Consider the following 21831-nt stretch of genomic DNA (forward strand, 5'->3'; position numbering starts at 1 on the left):
CAGCTCCCTCTCGGCGCGGGTACAGGCCTGCGCGTCGCGCCGCTGCCGGTCCAGCAAAGGGCGCAACGCCTCCGCCGGCTCCGCCGCGGCAAGGTGAGCCAGATCCGGCGCTGCGGCCTGCACCTGCTGCGCGGCCTGCAAGGACGCCTGCTGCGTCTGCGCCAGCGCCGTCTGCCGCTGCGCCCGTTCATTCAGCCAAGTCTGATGGCGCTGCGCGTTCAGCCGCTGTTCCTCCTGCCGCCGCTGCGTCAGTTCGTCCTCGAGCGCCGCCTGCTGCTCACCGGTCAGCATTTCAATGGCGCCCGCGCGGGCTTCCCACTGCGCCAACTCGTTGCGGACCGCTCTATTACGTTCAAATACATCGGCGGAGATGCGGCCATAGATATCGGTGCCCGTCAGCTCCTCGAGCAGCCCGGCGCGGCTTTTGGCGTCAGCATTCAAAAACGCGGCAAAATCGCCCTGCGCCAGCAAAATGGATTTGGTAAACTGCGCAAAATCCAGTCCCGTCAGTTCGGCTATCAGGCGTTTTTTATCGCTGATTTTATCCGCCAGAATCAGGCCGTCGCTGATGCGGGCCAGCTCCACTTTCGCTTCCTGCAGATTACCGTTAGGTTGATTTTTCGCCCGGCACTGGCTCCAAAACGCACGGTAGCCGACCCCTTTAACGGCAAACTCCACTTCGGCAAGCGCTTCCGCGGTATGGCGTGTCATCAGCTCCGGGCCGGGGTTGTCCTTAAGGCGCAGCGTCTGGTGATAAAGCGCCAAACTGATGGCATCGAGCAGCGTGGTTTTTCCCGCGCCGGTCGGGCCGGTAATGGCGAACAAGCTACTGTGATCAAAGGGGACGGCGGTAAAGTCGATTTTCCATTCGCCCTGCAGCGCATTCAGGTTTTTTAGGCGCAGCGTCAGAATTTTCATGCTTCCTCCCGGCCATCGTGTACATCGCCGACCACCTGTTCAAACAGGCCCCGGATGCGCTGGCAGCGGGGTTCATCCGGCGCCTCCTCCAGCGCCAGCCGCCGTTCAAACACCTCGCTCACGCTCAATTCGCTAAGCGTCTCCTGCTGTAACGGATGAAGGCCGCTAGACCGCTGCTCGCGGCTGCGGCGCAGCAATACCACCTCTACCGGTAACGGCTCCGCCAACGCCTGGAGATGCTGCTGTATGTCGGTGAGATAGCCGTCGGCCACAACCTCAATGTCCAGCCACACCGGGCGTTCGCCGCGATAATCAGCATAGCCGCGCAACTGCCGCTCTATCTCATCCACAGGGCCTTTGATAAGCCGCATTGGCTGCGTTTCGGGCACCGTCAGCGGCGTTATCCGCGGCGGCAGACCGTCCTGAAAGGTGACCAGATTGACCTGTTTCGGCTGACCCGCTTCATCAAAACTTAGCGGTATCGACGAGCCGCAATAGCGGATGCAGTCATTGCCGCCGATAATCTGCGGCCGGTGGATATGGCCCAGGGCGATATAATCCGCGGGCGGGAACAACCGCGCGGGAAAAGCATCGAGAGCGCCGATGTAAATATCGCGCACCGAGTCGGTGGTGCTGGCGCCGACCGTCGTGAGATGGCCGGTGGCGATAATCGGGACCGGGGAGGGGAGCGCGTCGCGCAACCGCTGCGCGCGTTGATACAGCTGCTGATAGCGCTCGGCGATGGCATCAAGCAACGCCTGCTGCTTTTCACCTCCCGACAGGCCGCCGCGGCTGACCAGTACATCCCGCGGCCGCAGAAAGGGAACGGCGCACAGCACCGCGCCCGGCGCGCCGTGGCGATCGTCTAGCACCCACACCTGGTCCTCGCCGTTGCCGCCGGCCACAATGCGCGTATTCAGGCACGCCAGCAGCGCGCAGGATTCATTGAGCATCGCGACCGCGTCATGATTGCCCGCCAGCGCCACCAGACGACAGCCGGTCGGCTGCAGCGACACGACGAAACGGTTGAATAATTCGCGGGCATAGCTGGGTGGTGTACCGGTATCGAATACATCGCCCGCTACAATCAAGGCGTCCACCTGGTGTTCATCCACCTGGCTGATCAGCCACGTCAGAAACGCCTGATGTTCGTCGACGCGGTTTTTGGTGAAAAACGACTGACCCAGATGCCAATCAGAAGTGTGAATAATGCGCATGACGCTCCAGCGGCAAACAAATCGATGGGGCAGTATAAACCGTGACGCCGGCGCCTGTCGTCCGACGGGGGAATTTTGCGGCGCCGGTTCCCGAAAAGGGGATAAGTCCTCCCGTGCGACCTCTTTCCGCGCTGAGCAACCGCGCGCTTGCCTGCACTCTCCGCCGTTGCCGTGGCGCTATACGCTCCGCCACCCCCTGACGCTCTCGGTTACCCGAAAGGAAACAAGATCCTGCGTAAGGCGCTGACGGCGCGGCTGCGGCGCATTGATTAATAATATTCGCTAATTTTCAGTTGGTTATGGTATTTAGACGTCGTCTGTTGCCGCCGGGTGCCTGCATCAGTTAACGATAAAATCTATTTCTTTTAAGATAAATGAGTTTTAATAAATATGTCACAAAAGTGACGCATAATGCCGGCACCTTAATCATGACGATTTATAGCGGAGAAACGATGGCGAGACGCATACTGGTGGTGGAAGACGAGAGTGCAGATTCCGACGTATCCGATCAGCTGTTCCGGCGACATCCGATCAGTTATTCCGGAGCCTGTTTAGAAATTTGTGTATTTGCCTGATTTTGATATGTTCAATCTAACATCAAAAACAGGTTAATTTATGGACGAAAAACAGTTGCAGGCTCTGGCTAACGAACTGGCCAAAAATTTCAAAACCCCTGAAGATCTCAGTCACTTCGATCGGCTGCTGAAAAAAATCAGCGTCGAAGCAGCTCTCAATGCCGAAATGACCCATCACCTCGGCTACGATAAAAATCAGCCTAAACCGGGGACCAACGCCCGCAACGGCTATTCCACAAAAACCGTTACCACTGGCGATGGCCCGCTGGCGCTGCGTACTCCGCGCGATCGTGACGGTTCCTTTGAACCGCAACTGGTGAAGAAGAACCAGACCCGGATTACCGGGATGGATAACCAGATTTTATCGTTGTACGCCAAAGGGATGACCATCCGCGAGATCGCCGCCGCGTTCAAAGAGCTGTATGACGCCGATGTCTCGCCGGCGCTGGTCTCAAAGGTCACCGATGCGGTCATGGAGCAGGTTGTTGAATGGCAAAACCGGCCTCTGGATGCAGTCTATCCCATTGTTTATCTTGACTGTATCGTTCTAAAAGTCCGGCAGGACAGCCGCATCATCAACAAATCTGTGTTCCTGGCGCTGGGCATCAACATCGAAGGCCAGAAAGAGTTGCTAGGTATGTGGCTGGCCGAAAATGAAGGCGCAAAGTTCTGGCTGAACGTGCTGACAGAGCTGAAAAACCGCGGCCTGAACGATATCCTTATCGCCTGCGTAGACGGGCTGAAAGGTTTCCCTGACGCTATTAACGCGGTGTATCCGGAGGCGCGGCTCCAGCTGTGTATCGTGCATATGGTGCGCAACAGCCTGCGGTTCGTCTCCTGGAAGGACTACAAGGCCGTCACCCGCGACCTGAAAGCTATCTTATCAGGCCCCTACGGAAGAAGCCGGCTTGCAGGCCCTGGAAGCGTTCTCCAGTGCCTGGGACATCCGCTACCCGCAAATAAATCGAAGCTGGCAGGCAAACTGGGCCAATCTGGCCACGTTCTTTGCCTACCCAACGGACATCCGCAAGGTGATCTACACGACCAACGCCATCGAGTCGTTAAACAGCGTGATCCGGCATGCCATCAAAAAGCGCAAGGTGTTCCCGACCGACGACACAGTGAAAAAGGTGGTGTGGCTGGCGATACAGGCGGTCTCACAGAAATGGACAATGCCTTTGAGGGACTGGCGCATGGCAATGAGCCGCTTTATTATCGAGTTCGGTGACCGCCTGGACGGTCATTTCTGAGAAAAGACATTTACACAGAATCGTGTACAGGGTCACATCCGGCTGCATGATATTCAGCCGTACACGCCGCAAAATCCGCCGGCGGCGGACGCCACCAAACCTGTCGGCAGCCAATAAACTGCCCTCTGCCTGGGCGGTAACCGCCCGGGCGGTGCTGACTGTATCGCACGGCGGCATTTGCGCCACACGTAACGGCCCGTGCCCGCAACGCGAACATCACGCCGCGGGAGGCCGCCTCCGCTCGCGCGGCGGCAGCGCTCCTCATAGCGCGTTGGGCGTTTCTTAGGGCAGCAGCGAAGGCTGATCGGCGCCCTCTTTTTCCACCTTCTGCTGCAACAGATGTTCGCGTTTCATGCCGAGCTTAAGCGCCAACGCCGACGCCACATAGATGGAGCTGACGGTGCCGATAAAGACGCCGATAAACAGCGTTGTGGAGAAGCCGCGCAGCATCGCGCCGCCGAATATCAACAGCATCAACACCACCATCAATGTAGTGGCCGAGGTCATGATGGTCCGGCTCAAGGTCTGCGTCAGCGAGACGTTAAAAATATCGTAGGCGCTGCCGCGGCGAATTTTGCGGAAGTTCTCACGGATACGGTCCGACACCACGATACTGTCGTTCAGCGAGTAGCCAATCACCGACATCAGGGAGGCGATAATCGTCAGATCGATCTCGATATGAAACAGCGACAGAACCCCAAGCGTAATCACCACGTCATGGGCCAGCGCCAACACCGCCCCGGTCGCCAGCCGCCATTCAAACCGGAAGCCGACATAAATCAGGATACAGATCAACGCCACCAGCAGCGCCATGCCTCCGTCCTGAGCCAGATCGCTGCCGACGCTAGGTCCGACAAACTCGACCCGCTTCACGGCGGCATTCTGCCCGGTTGCCTGATTAATCACTCCGAGCACTTTATTGCCCAGCTCCTGCCCACGGCCGTCTTGCACCGGGGGCATACGGACCATCACATCGCGACTGCTGCCGAAATTCTGCACCAGCGGATCCGTGAAGCCCGCATGTTCAAGCGCGTCACGCATCTGGTCAAGATCGACGGCCTTTTCCAGGTTAAGTTCAATTACCGTACCGCCCGTGAAATCCAGCCCCCAGTTAAAGCCCCGCACCGCCATGATGGCGATGGAGGCGATAAGCAGGATGGCCGACAGGGTGAACGCCACATAATCCCAGCGTATAAAGTCGTAGACTTTACGGCCGTAGTTCAATTTTTCGACATTTCTTTGTTGCTGAGCCACAAGCCACTCCTAGATAGACAGCTTATCGATGCGTTTACCGCCGTAAAGCAGGTTAACGATGGCACGGGTGCCGATGATCGCCGTAAACATTGAGGTAGCAATCCCGATGGCGGTGGTAATGGCGAAGCCCTTGATCGACCCCGTGCCCACCGCGTACAGGATGACGGCGGTAATCAGCGTCGTGACGTTGGCGTCAACGATACTGGAGAACGCGCCACGGTAGCCCTCATGAATGGCTTGCTGCACCGTGCGACCGTTGCGCAGCTCTTCTTTAATACGTTCATTAATAAGCACATTGGCATCCACCGCCACCGCCAGCGTCAATACAATACCGGCGATACCCGGCATGGTCAGCGTCGCGCCGGGCAGCAGAGACATGATGCCGATAATAAGCACCAGGTTGGCGATGAGCGCCGTGATGGCAATAAGACCAAATTTGCGATACCACACCACCATAAACAGAATCGACGCCACCAGCCCCCACAAACAGGCTTCCAGTCCCTGGGTAATATTCTGCAGCCCCAGGGTCGGACCGATGGTGCGCTCTTCCACTATCTGGATCGGCGCAATCAACGCGCCCGCACGCAGCAGCAGCGACAGCTGACGCGCCTCGTTGGGATTGTTGATGCCGGTAATGCGGAAGCTGTTACCCAACCGCGACTGGATGGTGGCGACATTGATGACTTCTTCCTGCTTCTCCAGAATGGCGCGACCGTTGGCGTCTTTCTTGCCGCTATCCTTATACTCCACAAACAAGGTGACCATCAGCTTGCCGATATTGTCCTTGGTGAAGTTGGACATGGTCGTGCCGCCGCTGCCGTCCAGGGAAATATTGACCTGCGGACGGTTATATTCATCGGCGCTGGAGGTGGAGTCGGTGATGTGATCGCCGGTCAGGATAACCCGTTTGTATAACACAACCGGCTGGCCGTCGCGGGTGGCTTTCACCTCCGAATCCCCCGGCACAAGGCCGTTGGCGGCGGCGGTTTGATCCACCGAGCTATTGACCAGACGGAATTCGAGCGTGGCGGTCGCCCCCAAAATTTCTTTGGCGCGCGCCGTATCCTGGATACCCGGCAGCTCGACGACAATTCGGTCGGCGCCCTGACCTTGCACCAAAGGCTCGGCGACGCCCAGCTGATTGACGCGGTTGCGCAGGATGGTGATGTTCTGTTGTACCGCGTACTCGCGGGCTTGGCGCAGGCGATCGTCCGCCAGCGTGGCGCGCAGCGCGTTGTCTCCGACGCTGTTGATAACCATATCGCGGTGGCGCGGCGTCAACCAGGATATCGCCTGATCGCGGGTATCGGCATCGCGGAAGCGGATTTCGCTACCGTAATTCTCGATTTTACGCACCGTCGCATACGGAATGCCCTTTTCGCGCAAATCGCCGCGCAGGGTATCCATCGTCTGCTCCTGCAACTTATTGAGCGCAGTGTCCATATCCACTTCCATCAGGAAGTGAACGCCGCCCCGCAAATCCAGGCCGAGCTTCATCGGCGCCGCCCCTACCATGGCTAACCAGGGGGGAGTGGCCGGGGCCAGATTAATCGCCACGACATAATTCTCGCCGAGGGCGTTCATCAACGCTTCGCGGGCGCGCAACTGTACGTCCGAGTTGGAAAAACGGGCCAGAATGGCGCCATTTTCCAGAGCAATGGATTTACTGGCGATATGTTGCTGTTCTAATACAGTCCGGATCTGGACCAGCGTCGATTCACTGGCGGCGCCACCCCGCGCGCCAGTGATCTGTACGGCCAGGATCCTCACCATACAGGTTGGGAAGCGCATACAGCAGCCCGACGACCAGCGCCAGCGCCAGCATGATATACTTCCATAAAGGATAACGGTTTAACACGGCAGTTCCCTTCGGGAAAATCGTTTATTACAGCGCTTTCATCGTACCTTTCGGCAAAACGGCGGCCACAAAATCACGCTTGATGACCACTTCATTGGTATCGTTGAGCGCGATGGAAATATAGCCGGTGTCAGCGACTTTCACCACGCGCCCCACCAGACCGCCGGTCGTCAGAACTTCATCTCCTTTGGAAATGGAATTCATCAACTCTTTATGCGTCTTGGCGCGCTTTTGCTGTGGGCGCAGGATCATGAAATAAAAGATCAGACCGAAAACAACCAGCATCACCACCAGAGAGTAAGGACTTGACTGGGACGGAGCACCGATGGCGGCAACGGCGTCAGAAACGAAAAAGCTCATTTAAATTCCCTCATTGTTATTTAACTCGACGACTAAAAGTGGCACCGGCTTACCTGTCCGGCGATAGAACTCACCTACAAAGTGCTCTAATTTACCCTCATCAATAGCCTGGCGTAAACCCGCCATCAAACGCTGGTAATAACGTAGGTTATGGATAGTATTTAGACGGGCACCCAATATTTCGTTGCAACGGTTAAGATGATGCAAGTACGCGCGGCTATAATTGCGACAGGTGTAACAATCACATTCCGCATCCAGCGGCGTGACATCGTCTTTATACCGGGCGTTGCGTATTTTCACCACGCCATCGGTAACAAACAGATGACCATTGCGGGCATTGCGGGTCGGCATGACGCAGTCGAACATATCGATACCGCGGCGAACGCCCTCCACCAGATCTTCAGGTTTACCGACGCCCATCAAATAGCGCGGTTTATCCGCCGGGATCTGCGGGCACAGGTGCGCCAAAATACGGTGCATATCGGCTTTCGGTTCCCCTACCGCCAGGCCGCCCACAGCGTAACCATCAAAACCGATCTCTACCAGTCTTTTTACCGATACATCTCGTAAATCTTCGTAAACACCGCCCTGAATAATACCGAAAAGCGCATTGGGATTTTCAAGCTCATCAAAACGCTAGCGACTGCGGGCCGCCCAGCTTAACGACATTTCCATCGAGCGCTTGGCGTAATCCCAATCGAAAGGATAAGGCGTGCATTCGTCAAAAATCATGACAATATCGGAACCCAGATCGTACTGGATTTCCATCGATTTTTCGGGGCTTAAGAAAATCGCGTCGCCGTTGATGGGATTGCGGAAATGCACGTTTTCTTCGGTAATTTTGCGAATGTCGCCCAGACTGAAGACCTGGAACCCGCCGGAATCGGTCAGTATTGGACCGTGCCACTGCATAAAATCGTGCAAATCGCCGTGCAGCTTCATGACCGCCTGACCCGGGCGCAGCCAAAGATGAAAGGTATTGCCCAGCAGAATCTGCGCGCCGGTTTCTTTCACTTCTTCGGGCGTCATGCCCTTCACGGTGCCATACGTCCCAACCGGCATAAACGCCGGCGTTTCCACGACGCCCCGATCAAATACCAGCCGCCCGCGGCGGGCCTGGGCATCGGTTTTCAATAATCGATATTCCACACATCCTCCAACACCAGAGAAACAGTCCGATGTTTGATGAAAAGGAGCGCATTCTAGCAACCCCGTAAACCGCTGTACAAGCCGGTCCGCGGAATGTGTTGCCGCCGGCGTGGTTAATCCCTGCTTTCTGCCGCCGACGGTTCGCGCAAAGCACGGATCCAGACCCGCTATTGCCGATCAGCCCGCCCGATTACGACTCACCCACGCGCTCTTGGGCAGCGGCAGGGTTCCGGGTGATAAACATGGCGTCCCCATAGCTGAAAAAACGGTACGCCTGCGCCACCGCTTCCCGGTAGGCCGCCAGCGTATGGCGATAACCGGCGAACGCCGATACCAGCATTATCAAGGTGGACTCGGGCAGATGAAAATTGGTGATAAGCGCATCTATCACGCGAAAATGATAACCGGGATAAATAAAAATGCGCGTGTCGCCAAAAAACGGCGCCAGGGTATTCTCTCCCGCCGCCGCGGCCGCGCTCTCAAGGGAGCGCACGGAGGTGGTACCGACGGCCACGACCCGGTTGCCGCGCGCCTTGCACGCCAGAACCGCATCAACCACCTCTTGCGGCACTTCGGCATACTCCGAGTGCATCTGATGCTGTTCGATCCGATCCACCTGCACCGGCTGGAAGGTTCCAGCGCCTACATGCAGGGTGACAAACGCCATTGCAACCCCTTTGGCGCGCAGCGCCGCCAGCAGCGGCTCATCGAAATGCAGGCCGGCGGTGGGCGCCGCCACCGCGCCGGGCCGTTCACCGTAAACCGTCTGATAGAGCTCACGATCCGCGGTTTCGTCGGGCCTATCGATATAGGGCGGCAAAGGCATATGGCCGGCATCATTGAGCAGCGTCAGCACATCGCGGGGGTCGTCGAAACGCAGCTCAAAAAGTGAATCGTGGCGCGCCACCATGGTGGCGGCGATGCTGTCATCATCCCCCAACAGCAGCGCGGCGCCGGCTTTCGGTGCCTTGGACGCGCGCACGTGGGCAAGTACCCGCTTATCATCGAGAACTCTTTCCACCAGGACTTCGATTTTACCGCCGCTGACTTTGCGGCCGAACAATCGGGCGGGGATCACCCGGGTATTATTGAATACCAGTAAATCGCCAGGCGCCAGTTTATCCAGCAAATCGGTAAAAACCTGATGCGCCAGCGCGCCCGTCTGGCCGTCCAGCGACGGCAGGCGCTGCGTTCCGCCTGCGGATAGCGGGCAATCAGATTATCGGGTAATTCAAAAGAGAAGTCGGCAACGCGCATGGCAAATCACTTCAGCATAAAAACAGGCGGCTTAGTCTAGGGCTATGCGTTCCGCCCTGCAAGAATTAAGCTATGTCGCGCCGCTTTTGCCGTATACTGATGAAATAAATTTTCTTGCTCATCTGCATCTCGCCACCCTGGCGCATAGCTCCCTGCTCGGAAATCTGATGGCGGATTTTGTCCGCGGCGATCCCGAAGGCCTCTATTCACCCGCGATTGTGGCGGGGATTCGTATGCATCGCCGAATTGATAGCCTTACCGATAGTCACGAAGCGGTAAAGCAGGTGCGCACGCTGTTTTCGCCCACGACGCGGCGGGTGGCGCCTATCGCGCTGGATGTAGTCTGGGATCATTTTCTGTCGCGCCACTGGCTGCGGGTCGAGCCACAGTTGCCGCTGGCGGAATTCGTCTTGCGGGCGCAGCGGGAAATCGCGCCCGCGCTGCCGGATACGCCGGTGGGGTTTCAATCCCTTAACCGCTATCTGTGGCGGGAACGCTGGCTGCTGCACTATGCCGATGGGCCTTTTCTGGCCCAGGTGCTAAACGGTATGGCCCAGCGCCACCCGCGGCTGTCGGCGCTGGGCGAGATTTATCCGGAGATCCAAACCCATTATGACCGGCTGGAAACGGCGTTTTGGCAACTTTATCCGGCGATGATGCATGTAGCGCGCCAGGGCGCGCTGGGCCACTGAGCGTGCCCGCTTGCGCGCTCACCGGTCGCTGATCGCCCGGTCGTCCAGTGGCGTGTCCATCTGTCATCTATGTGGACCGCGCCCACTTTGTCTGTTGACGTGTCCCGCGCTCCGTGGCGGAGCCGGGTGGTCCGTCCGTTTATATCGCCAACTATTCGCCGCGTGGCCGGTTCCCCCATTGAGAATTGCCTTTTCGGTAGACAAGGGGAACCGTGCGCGGCACAACCTTTTGCCGCCCCGTACGCAATGTCCTAGAAATGACCCAACAGCCCGTCGTTGCCGACGGCGACAGGGGGTGTTATGAATAGCGCTAGACAATCATCCCACAGGAAGGAGTCCTGGCCATGTACCCCATCGATGCGACAAGTTACCGTTCAGTAAAAGGATTTAACCAACGCGTACGCTTTCTGATTATGCATTACACCGCTCTCAATTTCGCCGACTCGGTCAACGCGCTGAGCGGCGACGCGACCCTCAGCGCGCATTATCTGGTGCCCGATCCCGACGATCAAAGCTATATCGACGCCGGCTTCAATGATATGCGCATTTTCAACCTGGTGGACGAGAAGGATCGCGCCTGGCACGCCGGCCTTAGCGCCTGGGCCAGGCGCAACAATCTCAACGATACGTCTATCGGGATAGAAAATGTGAACCTGGCGTCGGTTAACGCGGGGAAATGGACCTTCCCGCCTTATCCTCCGGTGCAAGTCGAGGCCATCATTCAATTAGCGCAGTCTGTCCTGCAACGCTATCCAGATATAACCCCTACACAGGTGGTCGGCCATAGTGATGTTGCCCCCGGGCGGAAATTCGATCCCGGCGCGGCGTTTCCCTGGAGAAAGTTGTACGAGGCGGGCATAGGCGCCTGGTTTGATGATGCGACTAAACAGCAGTATAGCGACGACTTTGCTGAGCACGAAACGCCTGACCAGGCGGCGATAAAAGCCAAACTCAAGACCTACGGCTATAACATCGCGGGAGCAACAGGCGCCGGCGGCTATAAAAACCTTATCCAGGCTTTCAATTGCATTTTCGCCCCGTTGACTGGCAGGGCACGGTGGATAATGAACCGCAGCAATTCTCTACGCTTTGGTAGATAAATATTTCAACAAGTGAGTGCAGGCTCACTTGCTGTCACTGTGGCGCTGCCGGTGGATTACGCTGTCGCTTACAGCGGCATTTTATTCCACCGCACGCGCATTTCTCTGCTGCCCTCTTTTCGGCTCAGGCCGAATAGCCGGCTGCCGCAAAGTGCAATATTCCTGTTCGGCAGGGCTTTGTTGAATAAATCGAACTTTTAGGTGACTGGCGGCTCTGATCACTACATTCGTTTCAACATCAGGTCCCCATGGCAAAGCAAAAGTTTAAAATCACCAACTGGCCCGCATACAACAATGCGCTCAGGCAGCGGGGGAACCTGACAGTATGGCTTGATGAGTCAGCCATTGCTGCATGGACTGAGAGTACACCACCTGAACATCGTGGCCGGCCGCTTCACTACACCGATATGGCCATTACCACGGTTCTGATGATAAAGCGCGTGTTTAACCTTTCGCTCCGGGCGTTACAGGGTTTCGTTGACTCGATTTTTAAACTGATGGGGCTGTCGCTGCGCTGCCCAGATTACTCTCTGGTCAGCCGGCGAGCAAAAACCGTCGACATCAGCATAAAAACGCCAACCCGCGGCGAAATCTCACACCTGGTCATCGATGGCACCGGCCTGAAAGTCTTCGGCGAAGGCGAATGGAAAGTCAGGCAGCATGGGGCTGAGAGGCGCAGAGTATGGCGCAAGCTTCATCTGGCAGTAGATAGCGCGACACATGAAATTATCTGTGCCGATTTATCGCTAAGCGGTACGACAGATGCGCAGGCGCTGCCCGGGCTGATTAACCAAACCCACCGGAAAATCAGGGAAGCGTCGGCTGACAGTGCTTACGATACGCGTTACTGTCATGATGCTCTGCTGAGGAAAAAAATAAAGCCGCTTATCCCACCGCGAAGTGGTGCGCAATATTGGCCAGCTCGATACCATGAGCGTAACCACGCGGTGGCAAATCAGCATCTGAGCGGCAATAACGATACCTGGAAAAAGAAAGTAGGTTATCACCGGCGTTCACTGGCTGAAACGACCATGTTCCGGTTTAAAACACTTCTGGGTGGTCATCTGAGTCTGCATGACTATGACGCGCAGGTAGGTGAGGCTATGGCAATGGTCAAAGCGCTTAACCGGATCACGCTGTTAGGAATGCCAAACAGCGTCCGCATCATGTAACAATCGCCCTGATAGGGAGGAAGTCGTCACACAAATTTCGGATTTATTCAACAAAGCAGCCGGCGGTTTGTCGGTGGCGGGGATTTTGCTGATTACGCTTCCCTTAATTGCCAGCCCGGTCGTGAAAATGGCGGTCATCACGCTTTCCATCGCCTGGTTTACCAGCTGCTTTACCACCAATATCTGGTCCATTATTACTTCCAGCGTCAGAAAGGAAGCGGTGGGGGCCGCGTCCGGGATCATCAACGGTATCGGCGCGGGCGTCGGCGGAACAACGGCGGGCTTTGTCGTCGAGTTTCTCCACGGCAGCACCGGCTCCTATTTGCCGGGCTTCGTGGTCATCGGCATCGTCGCTATTGTCGGTGGGCTCAGCGTGTATACCTATTGCCGCATCAAAGGCGCGGGATGAGGTTTAACGCGTCTGTCAGTGTTTCATGCATCCAAATGAGCGGCCGCGGGGCGTTCACCCCTACGGCTTTCTGGCGCGCCATCACCCGCCGATGCGGTATCGTCCCGCGCTGGCGCGGTACCTTCCGACCCTCTAGGCGCTGCCCTTGACTGACAGAATTTGAACAGGCACATCGCGCCGGTGACGGCAACGATCATCGGCGGCAGAAAATTCAGCGTCAGGTCGGTGAACTCGAATATCAACACTATCGCCGTTAGCGGCATCGTCATCGACGCGGCCAAAAATGCCCCGGCGCCAATGACCGCAAAGGCCCCCGGCGCGGTGCCGGGCCACAAAAGATTCCAGGCGCCTCCCAGCAAGCAGGCCAACAGCGCGCCACAGGTCAAACCCGGCGTAAGCAGGCCGCCTTGGGCGCCGGCGCGTAAACTGCCCCATATGGCCGCGATCTTCAATACCAATAGCGTTGCCGCCGTCGTCATCAGCAGATGATTGCCAAAACTCAATTGCGCGGGACCTTTGCCGTTGCCCAATAAGGCCGGGAACGTCGCCGCCAGCAAACCGATAGAGTAAAATTCAACAGGCATAGCACGGGCAACAGGGCGTTACGCGGCGCCCTGTCCCTGGCGCTACAGGTGAGGCGGCTAAAGCCGTAGGCGGCCAGCCCGAACAGCGGACCGGCCAGCAGCGACCAGACCAGAAGCGCAGGCGTCACCGCCAGGGCAGGCAGATGATATTGCGTTTCATTGCCAAGCCCCGTCCAGGCGACCATCGCCGCGATAGCGCAGCAGGCCAGCGCCGGGATCATCACCGTGAAGCTGAACGTTCCCATCAGCACTTCCAGTACAAATAGCGCGCCGCCCAGCGGGACGTTGTACACCTCCGCCAGCCCGGCGCCGCAGGCCATCAGGATGCGGGTGTCGGCGTCGCCCAGGCCCAAGATGCGCGCCAGCCGCCCGGCGCTCATGGCGCCCACTTCACGGGGCGCGACTTCGCGGCCCAAGGGTGATCCCAGCGCGACGGTGGTAATTTGCAACAGCGCGTGGATAAGCGTTGCCGCCACCGGCAATGCTGACCAGCGGGCGCGCGTGGCGATAAAGCAGCCACCAGCCGCCGCCTGCCACCAGACCGCAGGACATCAGCACGCCGGCGCTGCGCAGGGGAGAGGCGGCGGTGACGCCCTGTAAAAAGCTCTCTTGGCTGATGATGTGCGGCAAGCTATACCAAAAAAGAGATGCTGTATAGCATGAAGCAGCATCGCCAGCAGCATACCGCTAATGCCGGCGACAAGTCCGGTGAGGATGACCGCCAGAGTCAGAACGAAAAGGGGATTTTGTCATAATGCGCATCTACTGCTGCAGGTTTAAGTTACGGCGAAGCCAGGACGACGCGGTTCCTTAGAGCTGAATCATTAAAGTTAAATTATCACGAAACGACGGCCGCCACCCGCGGTAAACGGGCGTTGGAGGCTGGTGAGAGCTTTTTTCCGCCATTGATTTATGGATGGTTTAACTTTTTTTCTGTCACCTGCCGGCGTCGCCGCAGGGTGGCGGCGTCGCGCGACAAAGGCTTAATGGCAGGGGCTCGTCACGGTTAGGCAGTGCAGGCAAACGCGATTAACAGGCACAAGCGCTTTGCGAATAAAGCTCTATATAATAATAATTATCACCTCAAATAATTCGTGCAGGGAATACATGTGTTGAAAATCAAGATGATGATGACGGTTGGCGCGCTGTGCGCCTCGGCTGGCTGCCTGGCGAGCACTTATCCGCTGACGGTCACCGATATGGACGGCCAAACGCTTACGCTGGCGAAAGAGCCCCAACATGTCATATTGCAGGACGGCCGCGATATCCTCTCTCTGGCGCTGCTGGATCGGGAAAATCCCTTCCGCCGCGTGGTGGCGTGGAATAATTTGCCCAAGAAACAGGACGTCCAGACCTGGGAACTGCTGAAAAAAACCTGGCCAGCCGCCGGCGATATTATCGACATGGGATTTAACGATCAGGGACAGGTGAATCTGGAGAGCGTTATTGCCCAGAAACCCGACCTGATGATAGCGCAATTGCGCGCGAAACCGGCCCTTGAGCAGACCGGCGTTATCAGTAAATTACAACGGCTCGGTATCCCGGTGATGTTTATCGATTATGAACTGCATCCAGCAAGGAATACCGCCGCCAGCATTACGTTATTGGGCAAGGCGTTGAATCAGGAGGCGCGCGCCGGCGAATACACCGCCTTTTATCAGCAACGCTTCGTCAGCATGCAGCAAACCATCAACAGCATTAAAATCAAACCCACGGTATTTATCGAGCCTATTGCCGGCAATAGCGACAACTGCTGTTTTACTCATGGCCATAATGGCTGGGGTGGACTGGTGGAATCGGTCGGCGCTAAAAATATAGGTTCCACGCTGTTACCGGGCGCGTCCGGGTTTGTTTCGCTGGAAAAAATCATTGCCATGAAGCCGGACGCCTATATCATGACCGGGTCAAAACGGCCGAATAATAATATATTGCCGTTCGGGTACGGTGTCAGCCATGAGCAGGTTGGCGCGGTCTTCAATACTCTTATTCACCGCACCGGTTTGAATGCAATCGCGCCGGTCAAGATGGGGGCGGTATACGGGGTCTATCATCACTTTTATAACCATCTATAATAATATCATTGGTATGGAAATTCTGGCCAAAGATCTTTATCCACAGGCGTTCACCCGCCTAGATCCAACGGCGGATTATCATCACATCATTACCACCTATACCCACATCCCGGACGCGCCGATTACGCTGAGCTATCAGCCGTAACTCCACGGTAGCGTTCTGTCCTGCCCGGCGACCGAAACGGGCGCTGGCCCGGACGGTGAGCATCGTTGCAAAACCGTGTCGCCTTCGCGCGGCGCCGGGCGGTTAGGAAAGGCAGCGCCATAGGGGCTGGCGGTAAAGAGGGATACCGCCGGCTTTTTCAAGCCAGGCCGGGCAACACGCTCGTTATCACGCCTGCGGCCAACGCTCATCTACGGCTGTGGGCGACGCTTCCCATTGCCTATGGTTCAAGTTTCCCAATGCCGATGGCACGCGGTTCCCCAATGCTGAGATCCGTTTGCGCGTGCCGAAGGCGCTTGCCTTTGAAAAAGAGAAATGGGTGACATTCGCGGAAAAAAGTAACGCGCTTTACTTTTTTTACCGGCGCAACCACCGCGGAAAAAATGTTAATGACGGATAATACGCCAAGCTTATTGATTTTATTAGAGAGTATTTGAATTATTTCCCTATGCAAAGTTGAAAAAAACCGGCGCAGGGCGAGGGTAAACGATTTCGTTTATTACGCTGACTTATCCTATCTCAGCGTAGACTAATTGAAGTCGATACAGCGATGAGAAAAATGTTACATGGCGTGATGAAAGAATATCCGTATATGAGTGGGTAAACACAACTTAAACGAACATTTAAAAATAGCCCTATTCATTGCCGCTCCTAATTTTCATTTAAGGAAATTCAGTTAAGATCCCCCCGGTTTGTAGCGCGGTCATTCATTACAGAACTTTACCGTTCAGCGGCAATACCGTTCACGTCAATCATGTCGCTCGCTGCCGCTCAATCGTGACTCGCCATTTTTAAGGGAAACCGAATAATGTCTGAATTTTTGCCGTTCTCCCGGCCAGCGCTGGGCGAGGCCGAGCTCGCCGCCGTCGGTGAGGTATTGCGATCGGGCTGGATCACCACCGGGCCGAAATGCGCAGAGCTGGAACAGGCGTTCTGTCAATTGACCGGCAATCGCCATGCCATCGCCGTGAGCTCGGCGACCGGCGGTATGCACGTCACGCTCATGGCTCTGGGGCTGCGGCCAAGCGATGAGGTGATTACGCCTTCGCAGACGTGGGTTTCCACCCTGAATATGATCTGTCTGCTCGGCGCTGAACCGGTTATGGTCGATGTTGACTGCGACACGCTGATGGTGACGCCGGCGCTTATCGAAGCGGCGATCACCCCGCGCACCCGCGCCATTGTGCCCGTTCATTACGCCGGCGCGCCGGCGGATATCGCCGCTATTCGCGCGCTGGGCGCACGCTACGGCATCCCGGTGATTGAGGATGCGGCGCATGCGGCGGGTACCGGCTACAAAGGCCGCCACGTGGGCGCCGCCGGCACCGCCATCTTCTCATTCCACGCCATCAAGAATATGACCAGCGCCGAGGGCGGTATGGTGGTCACGGACGATGATGCGCTAGCACAGCGCATCCGCAGTCTGAAGTTTCACGGTCTGGCGGTGGATGCGTTCGATCGCAATATGCAGGGCCGGGCTCCGCAGGCGGAGGTGATGGCGCCGGGTTACAAATACAACCTGACCGATATCAATGCCGCCATGGCGCTGGTGCAGCTCGATAAACTGCCGCAGCATAACGCGCGCCGTGCGGCCCTGGCGCAGCGCTATTTGCGCGCACTGGCCGATACGCCGTTTTCTCCGCTGGCGCTGCCCGCCTGGGAACACCACCACGCCTGGCATCTGTTTATCATCCGTGTCGACGAACGGCGGTGCGGCATTGATCGCGACGGTCTGATGCAGGCGCTGAAAGAACGCGGCATCGGCACCGGCCTGCATTTCCGCGCCGCCCATACGCAGCGTTATTACCGCGAGCGTTTTCCCGATTTGGTCCTGCCGGACACTGAGTGGAACTCCGCGCGCATGTGTTCGCTGCCGCTTTTTCCCTCCATGAATGATGACGATGTCGAGCGCGTGATTGCCGCGCTGCGCGCCATTGCGAAGGTTTGATATGACAACACCCATGAAAATAGACAAAGTTTCGATCGTAATCCCGGTCTATAATGAGCAAGAAAGCCTGCCTGAACTGATGCGTCGCTCGGTGGCGGCCTGCGAGCGGCTCGACGCCGCCTATGAAATTCTGCTGGTGGATGACGGCAGCAGCGACGACTCCGCCGCCGTATTGACCGCCGCGGCCGAAGCGCCGGGCAGCCATATCGTCGTGGTATTGCTCAACCGCAATTACGGTCAGCACTCCGCCATCATGGCCGGGTTCAGCCACGTGAGCGGCGATTTGGTGGTTACCCTCGATGCGGATTTACAGAACCCGCCGGAAGAGATCCCGCGGCTGGTCGAGGTTGCGGCCCAAGGCTACGACGTGGTAGGCACCGTGCGCCAGAATCGGCAGGACAGCTGGTTCCGCAAGCGCGCCTCGCGCATGATCAATGCCTTAATTCAGCGCACGACCGGCAAAGCGATGGGCGATTACGGCTGCATGCTGCGCGCCTATCGCCGCCATATTATCGACGCCATGCTGCACTGCCACGAGCGCAGTACCTTCATTCCGATTTTGGCCAATACCTTCGCCCGCAAAACCATCGAAATACCGGTGATGCATTCGGAACGAGAATTCGGCGATTCCAAATACAGTCTGATGAAGCTTGTCAATTTGATGTATGACCTCATCACCTGCCTGACGACCACGCCGCTGCGCATGCTGAGCGTTATCGGCAGCATTATCGCCCTGCTGGGGTTCGCATTTTCCCTGCTGCTCATCACGCTACGCCTGTTTCTCGGCGCCCATTGGGCGGCCGAAGGCGTCTTTATGCTGTTCGCGGTGCTGTTCATTTTTATCGGCGCGCAATTTATCGGCATGGGGCTATTGGGAGAATACATCGGCCGTATCTATAACGATGTGCGCGCCCGTCCCCGTTATTTTGTCCAGCGTGTGGTCAGTCAAAATCCACTCTCGTCTCAACAGGAAACACAATGAAAGCTGTCATTTTTGCTTATCATGATATGGGCTGCGTAGGCGTCACCGCCCTGATTAAAGCAGGCTTTACTATCGAGGCCATCATCACCCATCCTGATGCCCCTACGGAAAAACCCTTTTTTGGTTCGGTGGCGCGCATCGCCACGGAACACGGTATTCCGGTGTTTGCGCCGGATGATGTTAACCATCCGCTGTGGGTAGCGCGAATCAAAGCGCTGGCGCCGGACGTGATATTTTCCTTTTATTATCGCCAGCTGCTTTGCCAGGAGATTGTGAGCCTGCCGACGGTGGGCGCATTCAATCTGCACGGTTCGCTGCTGCCGCGCTATCGCGGCCGCTCGCCCCTGAACTGGGTGCTGGTCAACGGCGAAGAGGAAACCGGCGTGACCCTGCATCGCATGACGGCGCGGGTCGATGCCGGCAACATCCTGGCGCAGCGCGGCGTGGCGATTACGCCGCAGGACGATGCGCCGTCGCTGCATCGCAAACTGTGCGAGGCGGCGGCAGCTGTGCTGGAGAGCATTTTGCCGGCCATCCGTGAACAACGATTTAGCGAAACGCCCCAGGACGATAGCGCCGCCAGCTATGTGGGCCGCCGTACGCCGGAAGACGGCCGCCTGGACTGGTGTCAGCCCGCCGCGACCCTCGCCAATCTGGTGCGCGCGGTGACCGATCCCTGGCCGGGTGCCTTCAGCTATGCCGGCGGAGAAAAATTTATTGTCTGGAAGGCGCAAGTGCGTCCGAACAGCGACGCCGCACAGCCCGGCACCGTTTTGTCCGTTGATCCGCTGGTTATCGCCTGCGGCAGCGATGCGCTGGAGATTCAAACCGGCCAGAGCCAGCAAGGGGTGTATATGCAGGGCGGCCAGTTGGCCCAGGCGTTGGGGCTGGTCAATGGCGCTCTGCTGAATCCGTGCCCGCTGGTCAGCCATAAGCGCCGTACCCGCGTGCTTATCCTGGGGGTGAACGGCTTCATCGGCAACCATTTGACCGAACGTCTGCTGCGCGACGGCAATTATGAAATCTACGGTTTGGATATCGGCACCGATGCGATAAGCCGTTTTATGGTGAACCCGCTGTTTCATTTCGTCGAGGGCGATATCAGCATTCATTCGGAGTGGATCGAATATCACATCAAAAAATGCGATGCCGTTCTGCCGCTGGTGGCGATCGCCACGCCTATTGAATATACGCGCAATCCGCTGCGGGTGTTTGAACTCGACTTCGAGGAAAACCTGAAAATTATTCGTCATTGCGTCAAATACCAAAAACGCATCATTTTCCCGTCGACGTCCGAAGTCTACGGTATGTGTACCGACCCGGTGTTCGACGAAGACGATTCCAGCTTGATTGTCGGGCCTATCAATAAGCAGCGCTGGATTTATTCGGTGTCGAAACAGCTGCTGGACCGCGTCCTGTGGGCATACGGTGAAAAAGAAGGGCTGCGTTTCACGCTATTTCGTCCCTTTAACTGGATGGGGCCGCGGCTGGATAATCTGAATGCGGCGCGTATCGGCAGCTCGCGCGCCATTACTCAGCTGATCCTGAATCTGGTGGAGGGATCGCCGATCAAATTAGTGGACGGCGGCGCGCAGAAACGCTGCTTTACCGATATCAGCGACGGTATCGAGGCGCTGTTCCGCATCATTGAGAACAAGGACCAAAATTGCGACGGCCAGATAATTAATATCGGCAACCCGGACAACGAAGCCAACATCCGGCAGTTGGCGGAATTGCTGCTGGCAAGTTTCGAGCGCCATCCGCTGCGCCAGCATTTCCCGCCGTTCGCCGGTTTCCGCGATGTGGAAAGCAGTAGTTATTACGGCAAAGGCTATCAGGATGTCGAGCACCGCAAGCCGAGCATTCGTAACGCCAAGCGCCTCCTGGACTGGGCGCCTACGGTGCCCATGGCGCAGACCATCGACGAAACGCTGGACTTTTTCCTGCAAACCATCGATTTGCAGGACGCGCCGCAATGAAAAACGTCGGCCTGCGTATTGATGTCGATACCTGGCGCGGCACCCGCGACGGCGTGCCGCGCCTGTTGGAGATGCTAGCGGCGCAGCAGATCCAGGCGACGTTCTTTTTCAGCGTGGGGCCGGATAATATGGGGCGCCATTTGTGGCGTCTGGCAAAACCGCAATTTTTGCTGAAGATGCTGCGCTCGCGCGCCGTTTCGCTCTACGGCTGGGATATTCTGCTGGCCGGCACCGCCTGGCCCGGCAGGAACATCGGCCAGGGGCTGGCCGCGCCGATCCGCGCCGCCGCGGCCGACCATGAAGTCGGGCTGCACGCCTGGGATCATTTTGCCTGGCAGACCTGGGCCGGGGTGTGGAGCGAAGGTCAGTTGACCGAGCAGATTCGCCTGGCGCGGGATGCATTGACCGCGATTATCGACCGGCCGGTAACCTGTTCGGCGGTAGCGGGCTGGCGCGCGGACGATCGCGTGGTGCAGGCTAAACAGCTCTTTGGCTTTCGTTACAATAGCGATTGTCGCGGCACGGGCCCCTTTCGGCCGCTGCTGCCGAACGGCGCTTTCGGCGCGGTACAAATACCGGTGACGCAGCCCACGTTTGACGAGGCCGTCGGTCGGAGCACAACCCGCGCAGGCTACAACCGCTTCATTCTTGATAGCATCAAAGCGGATGGCGGGACGCCGGTTTACACCATTCATGCCGAAGCGGAGGGCATTGCGCTCAGCGGCATGTTTCGGGAATTGTTGTCGATGGCGGCGACGGAAGGGATCCGCTTTTGTCCATTGCAGGAGCTCATCCCTCCGGACGTCGCTGCCCTGCCGGTCGGCCGGGTGGTGCGCGGCGTTCTGCCGGGACGGGAGGGCTGGGTCGGATGTCAGCGCTTGTTAAAGTGAGT

11 protein-coding genes and 8 pseudogenes are annotated in these 21831 nt (G+C 57.4%); 11 read left to right on the plus strand and 8 right to left on the minus strand.

What is annotated here, in order from left to right:
* Positions 1–171 precede the first annotated feature (171 nt).
* Both SOPEG_RS30980 and sbcD read right to left on the minus strand, forming a co-directional pair.
* Positions 172–918, minus strand: a pseudogene (locus tag SOPEG_RS30980) (AAA family ATPase); the annotation flags it as partial.
* Positions 915–2135 (minus strand): exonuclease subunit SbcD, encoded by a 1221-nt coding sequence (gene sbcD, locus SOPEG_RS17260; RefSeq protein ID WP_025246291.1) that lies wholly within the window; start codon positions 2133–2135, stop codon positions 915–917. The gene sbcD and the pseudogene SOPEG_RS30980, both read right to left, overlap by 4 nt.
* Positions 2136–2750: 615 nt before the next feature.
* Here sbcD and SOPEG_RS17270 point away from each other — a divergent pair.
* A pseudogene (locus SOPEG_RS17270) lies at positions 2751–3960 on the plus strand (IS256-like element ISSoEn2 family transposase).
* A 282-nt stretch (positions 3961–4242) separates the two neighbouring features.
* Here SOPEG_RS17270 and secF read toward each other — a convergent pair.
* From secF to queA, 5 genes and pseudogenes are all read right to left on the minus strand, one after another.
* Positions 4243–5214 carry a protein translocase subunit SecF gene (gene secF, locus SOPEG_RS17280; protein WP_025246294.1) on the minus strand — a complete coding sequence of 324 codons (972 nt, stop codon included), beginning with the start codon at positions 5212–5214 and terminating at the stop codon, positions 4243–4245.
* 9 nt (positions 5215–5223) lie between these two features.
* A pseudogene (gene secD / locus SOPEG_RS17285) lies at positions 5224–7072 on the minus strand (protein translocase subunit SecD).
* Between the two features lie 27 nt (positions 7073–7099).
* Complete coding sequence (gene yajC / locus SOPEG_RS17290) at positions 7100–7432, minus strand: preprotein translocase subunit YajC (RefSeq protein ID WP_025246295.1); 333 nt, start codon at positions 7430–7432, stop codon at positions 7100–7102.
* Positions 7433–8581, minus strand: a pseudogene (gene tgt / locus SOPEG_RS17295) (tRNA guanosine(34) transglycosylase Tgt).
* A gap of 190 nt (positions 8582–8771) precedes the next feature.
* Positions 8772–9838 (minus strand): annotated as a pseudogene (queA, locus tag SOPEG_RS17300) (tRNA preQ1(34) S-adenosylmethionine ribosyltransferase-isomerase QueA).
* A 104-nt stretch (positions 9839–9942) separates the two neighbouring features.
* On the opposite strand from queA, the gene SOPEG_RS17305 reads away from it, so the two are divergent.
* The 4 genes and pseudogenes from SOPEG_RS17305 (at position 9943) to SOPEG_RS17320 (ending at position 13211) form a co-directional block, all read left to right on the plus strand.
* Positions 9943–10530: an acyl carrier protein phosphodiesterase gene (locus SOPEG_RS17305; protein WP_025246296.1), complete on the plus strand. Its 588-nt coding sequence runs from the start codon at positions 9943–9945 to the stop codon at positions 10528–10530.
* A 344-nt stretch (positions 10531–10874) separates the two neighbouring features.
* Positions 10875–11646, plus strand: a pseudogene (locus SOPEG_RS17310) (N-acetylmuramoyl-L-alanine amidase).
* A gap of 232 nt (positions 11647–11878) precedes the next feature.
* Positions 11879–12802, plus strand: a complete 924-nt coding sequence (locus SOPEG_RS17315) for an IS5-like element ISSoEn1 family transposase (RefSeq protein ID WP_025244443.1) — start codon at positions 11879–11881, stop codon at positions 12800–12802.
* Positions 12803–12875: 73 nt separating this feature from the next.
* Entirely contained in the window at positions 12876–13211 is a 336-nt protein-coding gene (locus SOPEG_RS17320) for an MFS transporter (RefSeq protein WP_236851832.1), read from the plus strand.
* 173 nt (positions 13212–13384) lie between these two features.
* Here the strand turns inward: SOPEG_RS17320 and SOPEG_RS26625 are convergent.
* Positions 13385–14526 (minus strand): annotated as a pseudogene (locus SOPEG_RS26625) (chloride channel protein); the annotation flags it as partial.
* 393 nt (positions 14527–14919) lie between these two features.
* Here SOPEG_RS26625 and SOPEG_RS17330 point away from each other — a divergent pair.
* The 6 genes and pseudogenes from SOPEG_RS17330 to arnD all read left to right on the plus strand — a co-directional run bounded on the left by SOPEG_RS17330 (position 14920) and on the right by arnD (position 21829).
* Positions 14920–16012, plus strand: a pseudogene (locus SOPEG_RS17330) (ABC transporter substrate-binding protein).
* Positions 16013–16229: 217 nt separating this feature from the next.
* Entirely contained in the window at positions 16230–16430 is a 201-nt protein-coding gene (locus tag SOPEG_RS17335; protein ID WP_025246301.1) for a hypothetical protein, read from the plus strand.
* 408 nt (positions 16431–16838) lie between these two features.
* On the plus strand, positions 16839–17978 hold the full coding sequence (arnB, locus tag SOPEG_RS17340; protein ID WP_025246302.1) for a UDP-4-amino-4-deoxy-L-arabinose aminotransferase: 1140 nt from the start codon (positions 16839–16841) through the stop codon (positions 17976–17978).
* Between the two features lies 1 nt (position 17979).
* A complete protein-coding gene (gene arnC / locus SOPEG_RS17345) occupies positions 17980–18960 on the plus strand; it encodes an undecaprenyl-phosphate 4-deoxy-4-formamido-L-arabinose transferase (protein WP_025246303.1) in 981 nt (326 codons plus the stop codon).
* A complete protein-coding gene (gene arnA / locus SOPEG_RS17350; RefSeq protein WP_025246304.1) occupies positions 18957–20939 on the plus strand; it encodes a bifunctional UDP-4-amino-4-deoxy-L-arabinose formyltransferase/UDP-glucuronic acid oxidase ArnA in 1983 nt (660 codons plus the stop codon). Before arnC ends, arnA begins: the two co-directional genes overlap by 4 nt.
* Positions 20936–21829 carry a 4-deoxy-4-formamido-L-arabinose-phosphoundecaprenol deformylase gene (gene arnD / locus SOPEG_RS17355; RefSeq protein ID WP_025246305.1) on the plus strand — a complete coding sequence of 298 codons (894 nt, stop codon included), beginning with the start codon at positions 20936–20938 and terminating at the stop codon, positions 21827–21829. The genes arnA and arnD overlap by 4 nt, the downstream gene beginning before the upstream one ends.
* The last annotated feature ends 2 nt before the right edge of the window (positions 21830–21831 follow it).

Origin of the sequence: Candidatus Sodalis pierantonius str. SOPE, assembly GCF_000517405.1 — a bacterium.
In the GTDB taxonomy this organism is placed as follows: domain Bacteria; phylum Pseudomonadota; class Gammaproteobacteria; order Enterobacterales; family Enterobacteriaceae; genus Sodalis_C; species Sodalis_C pierantonii.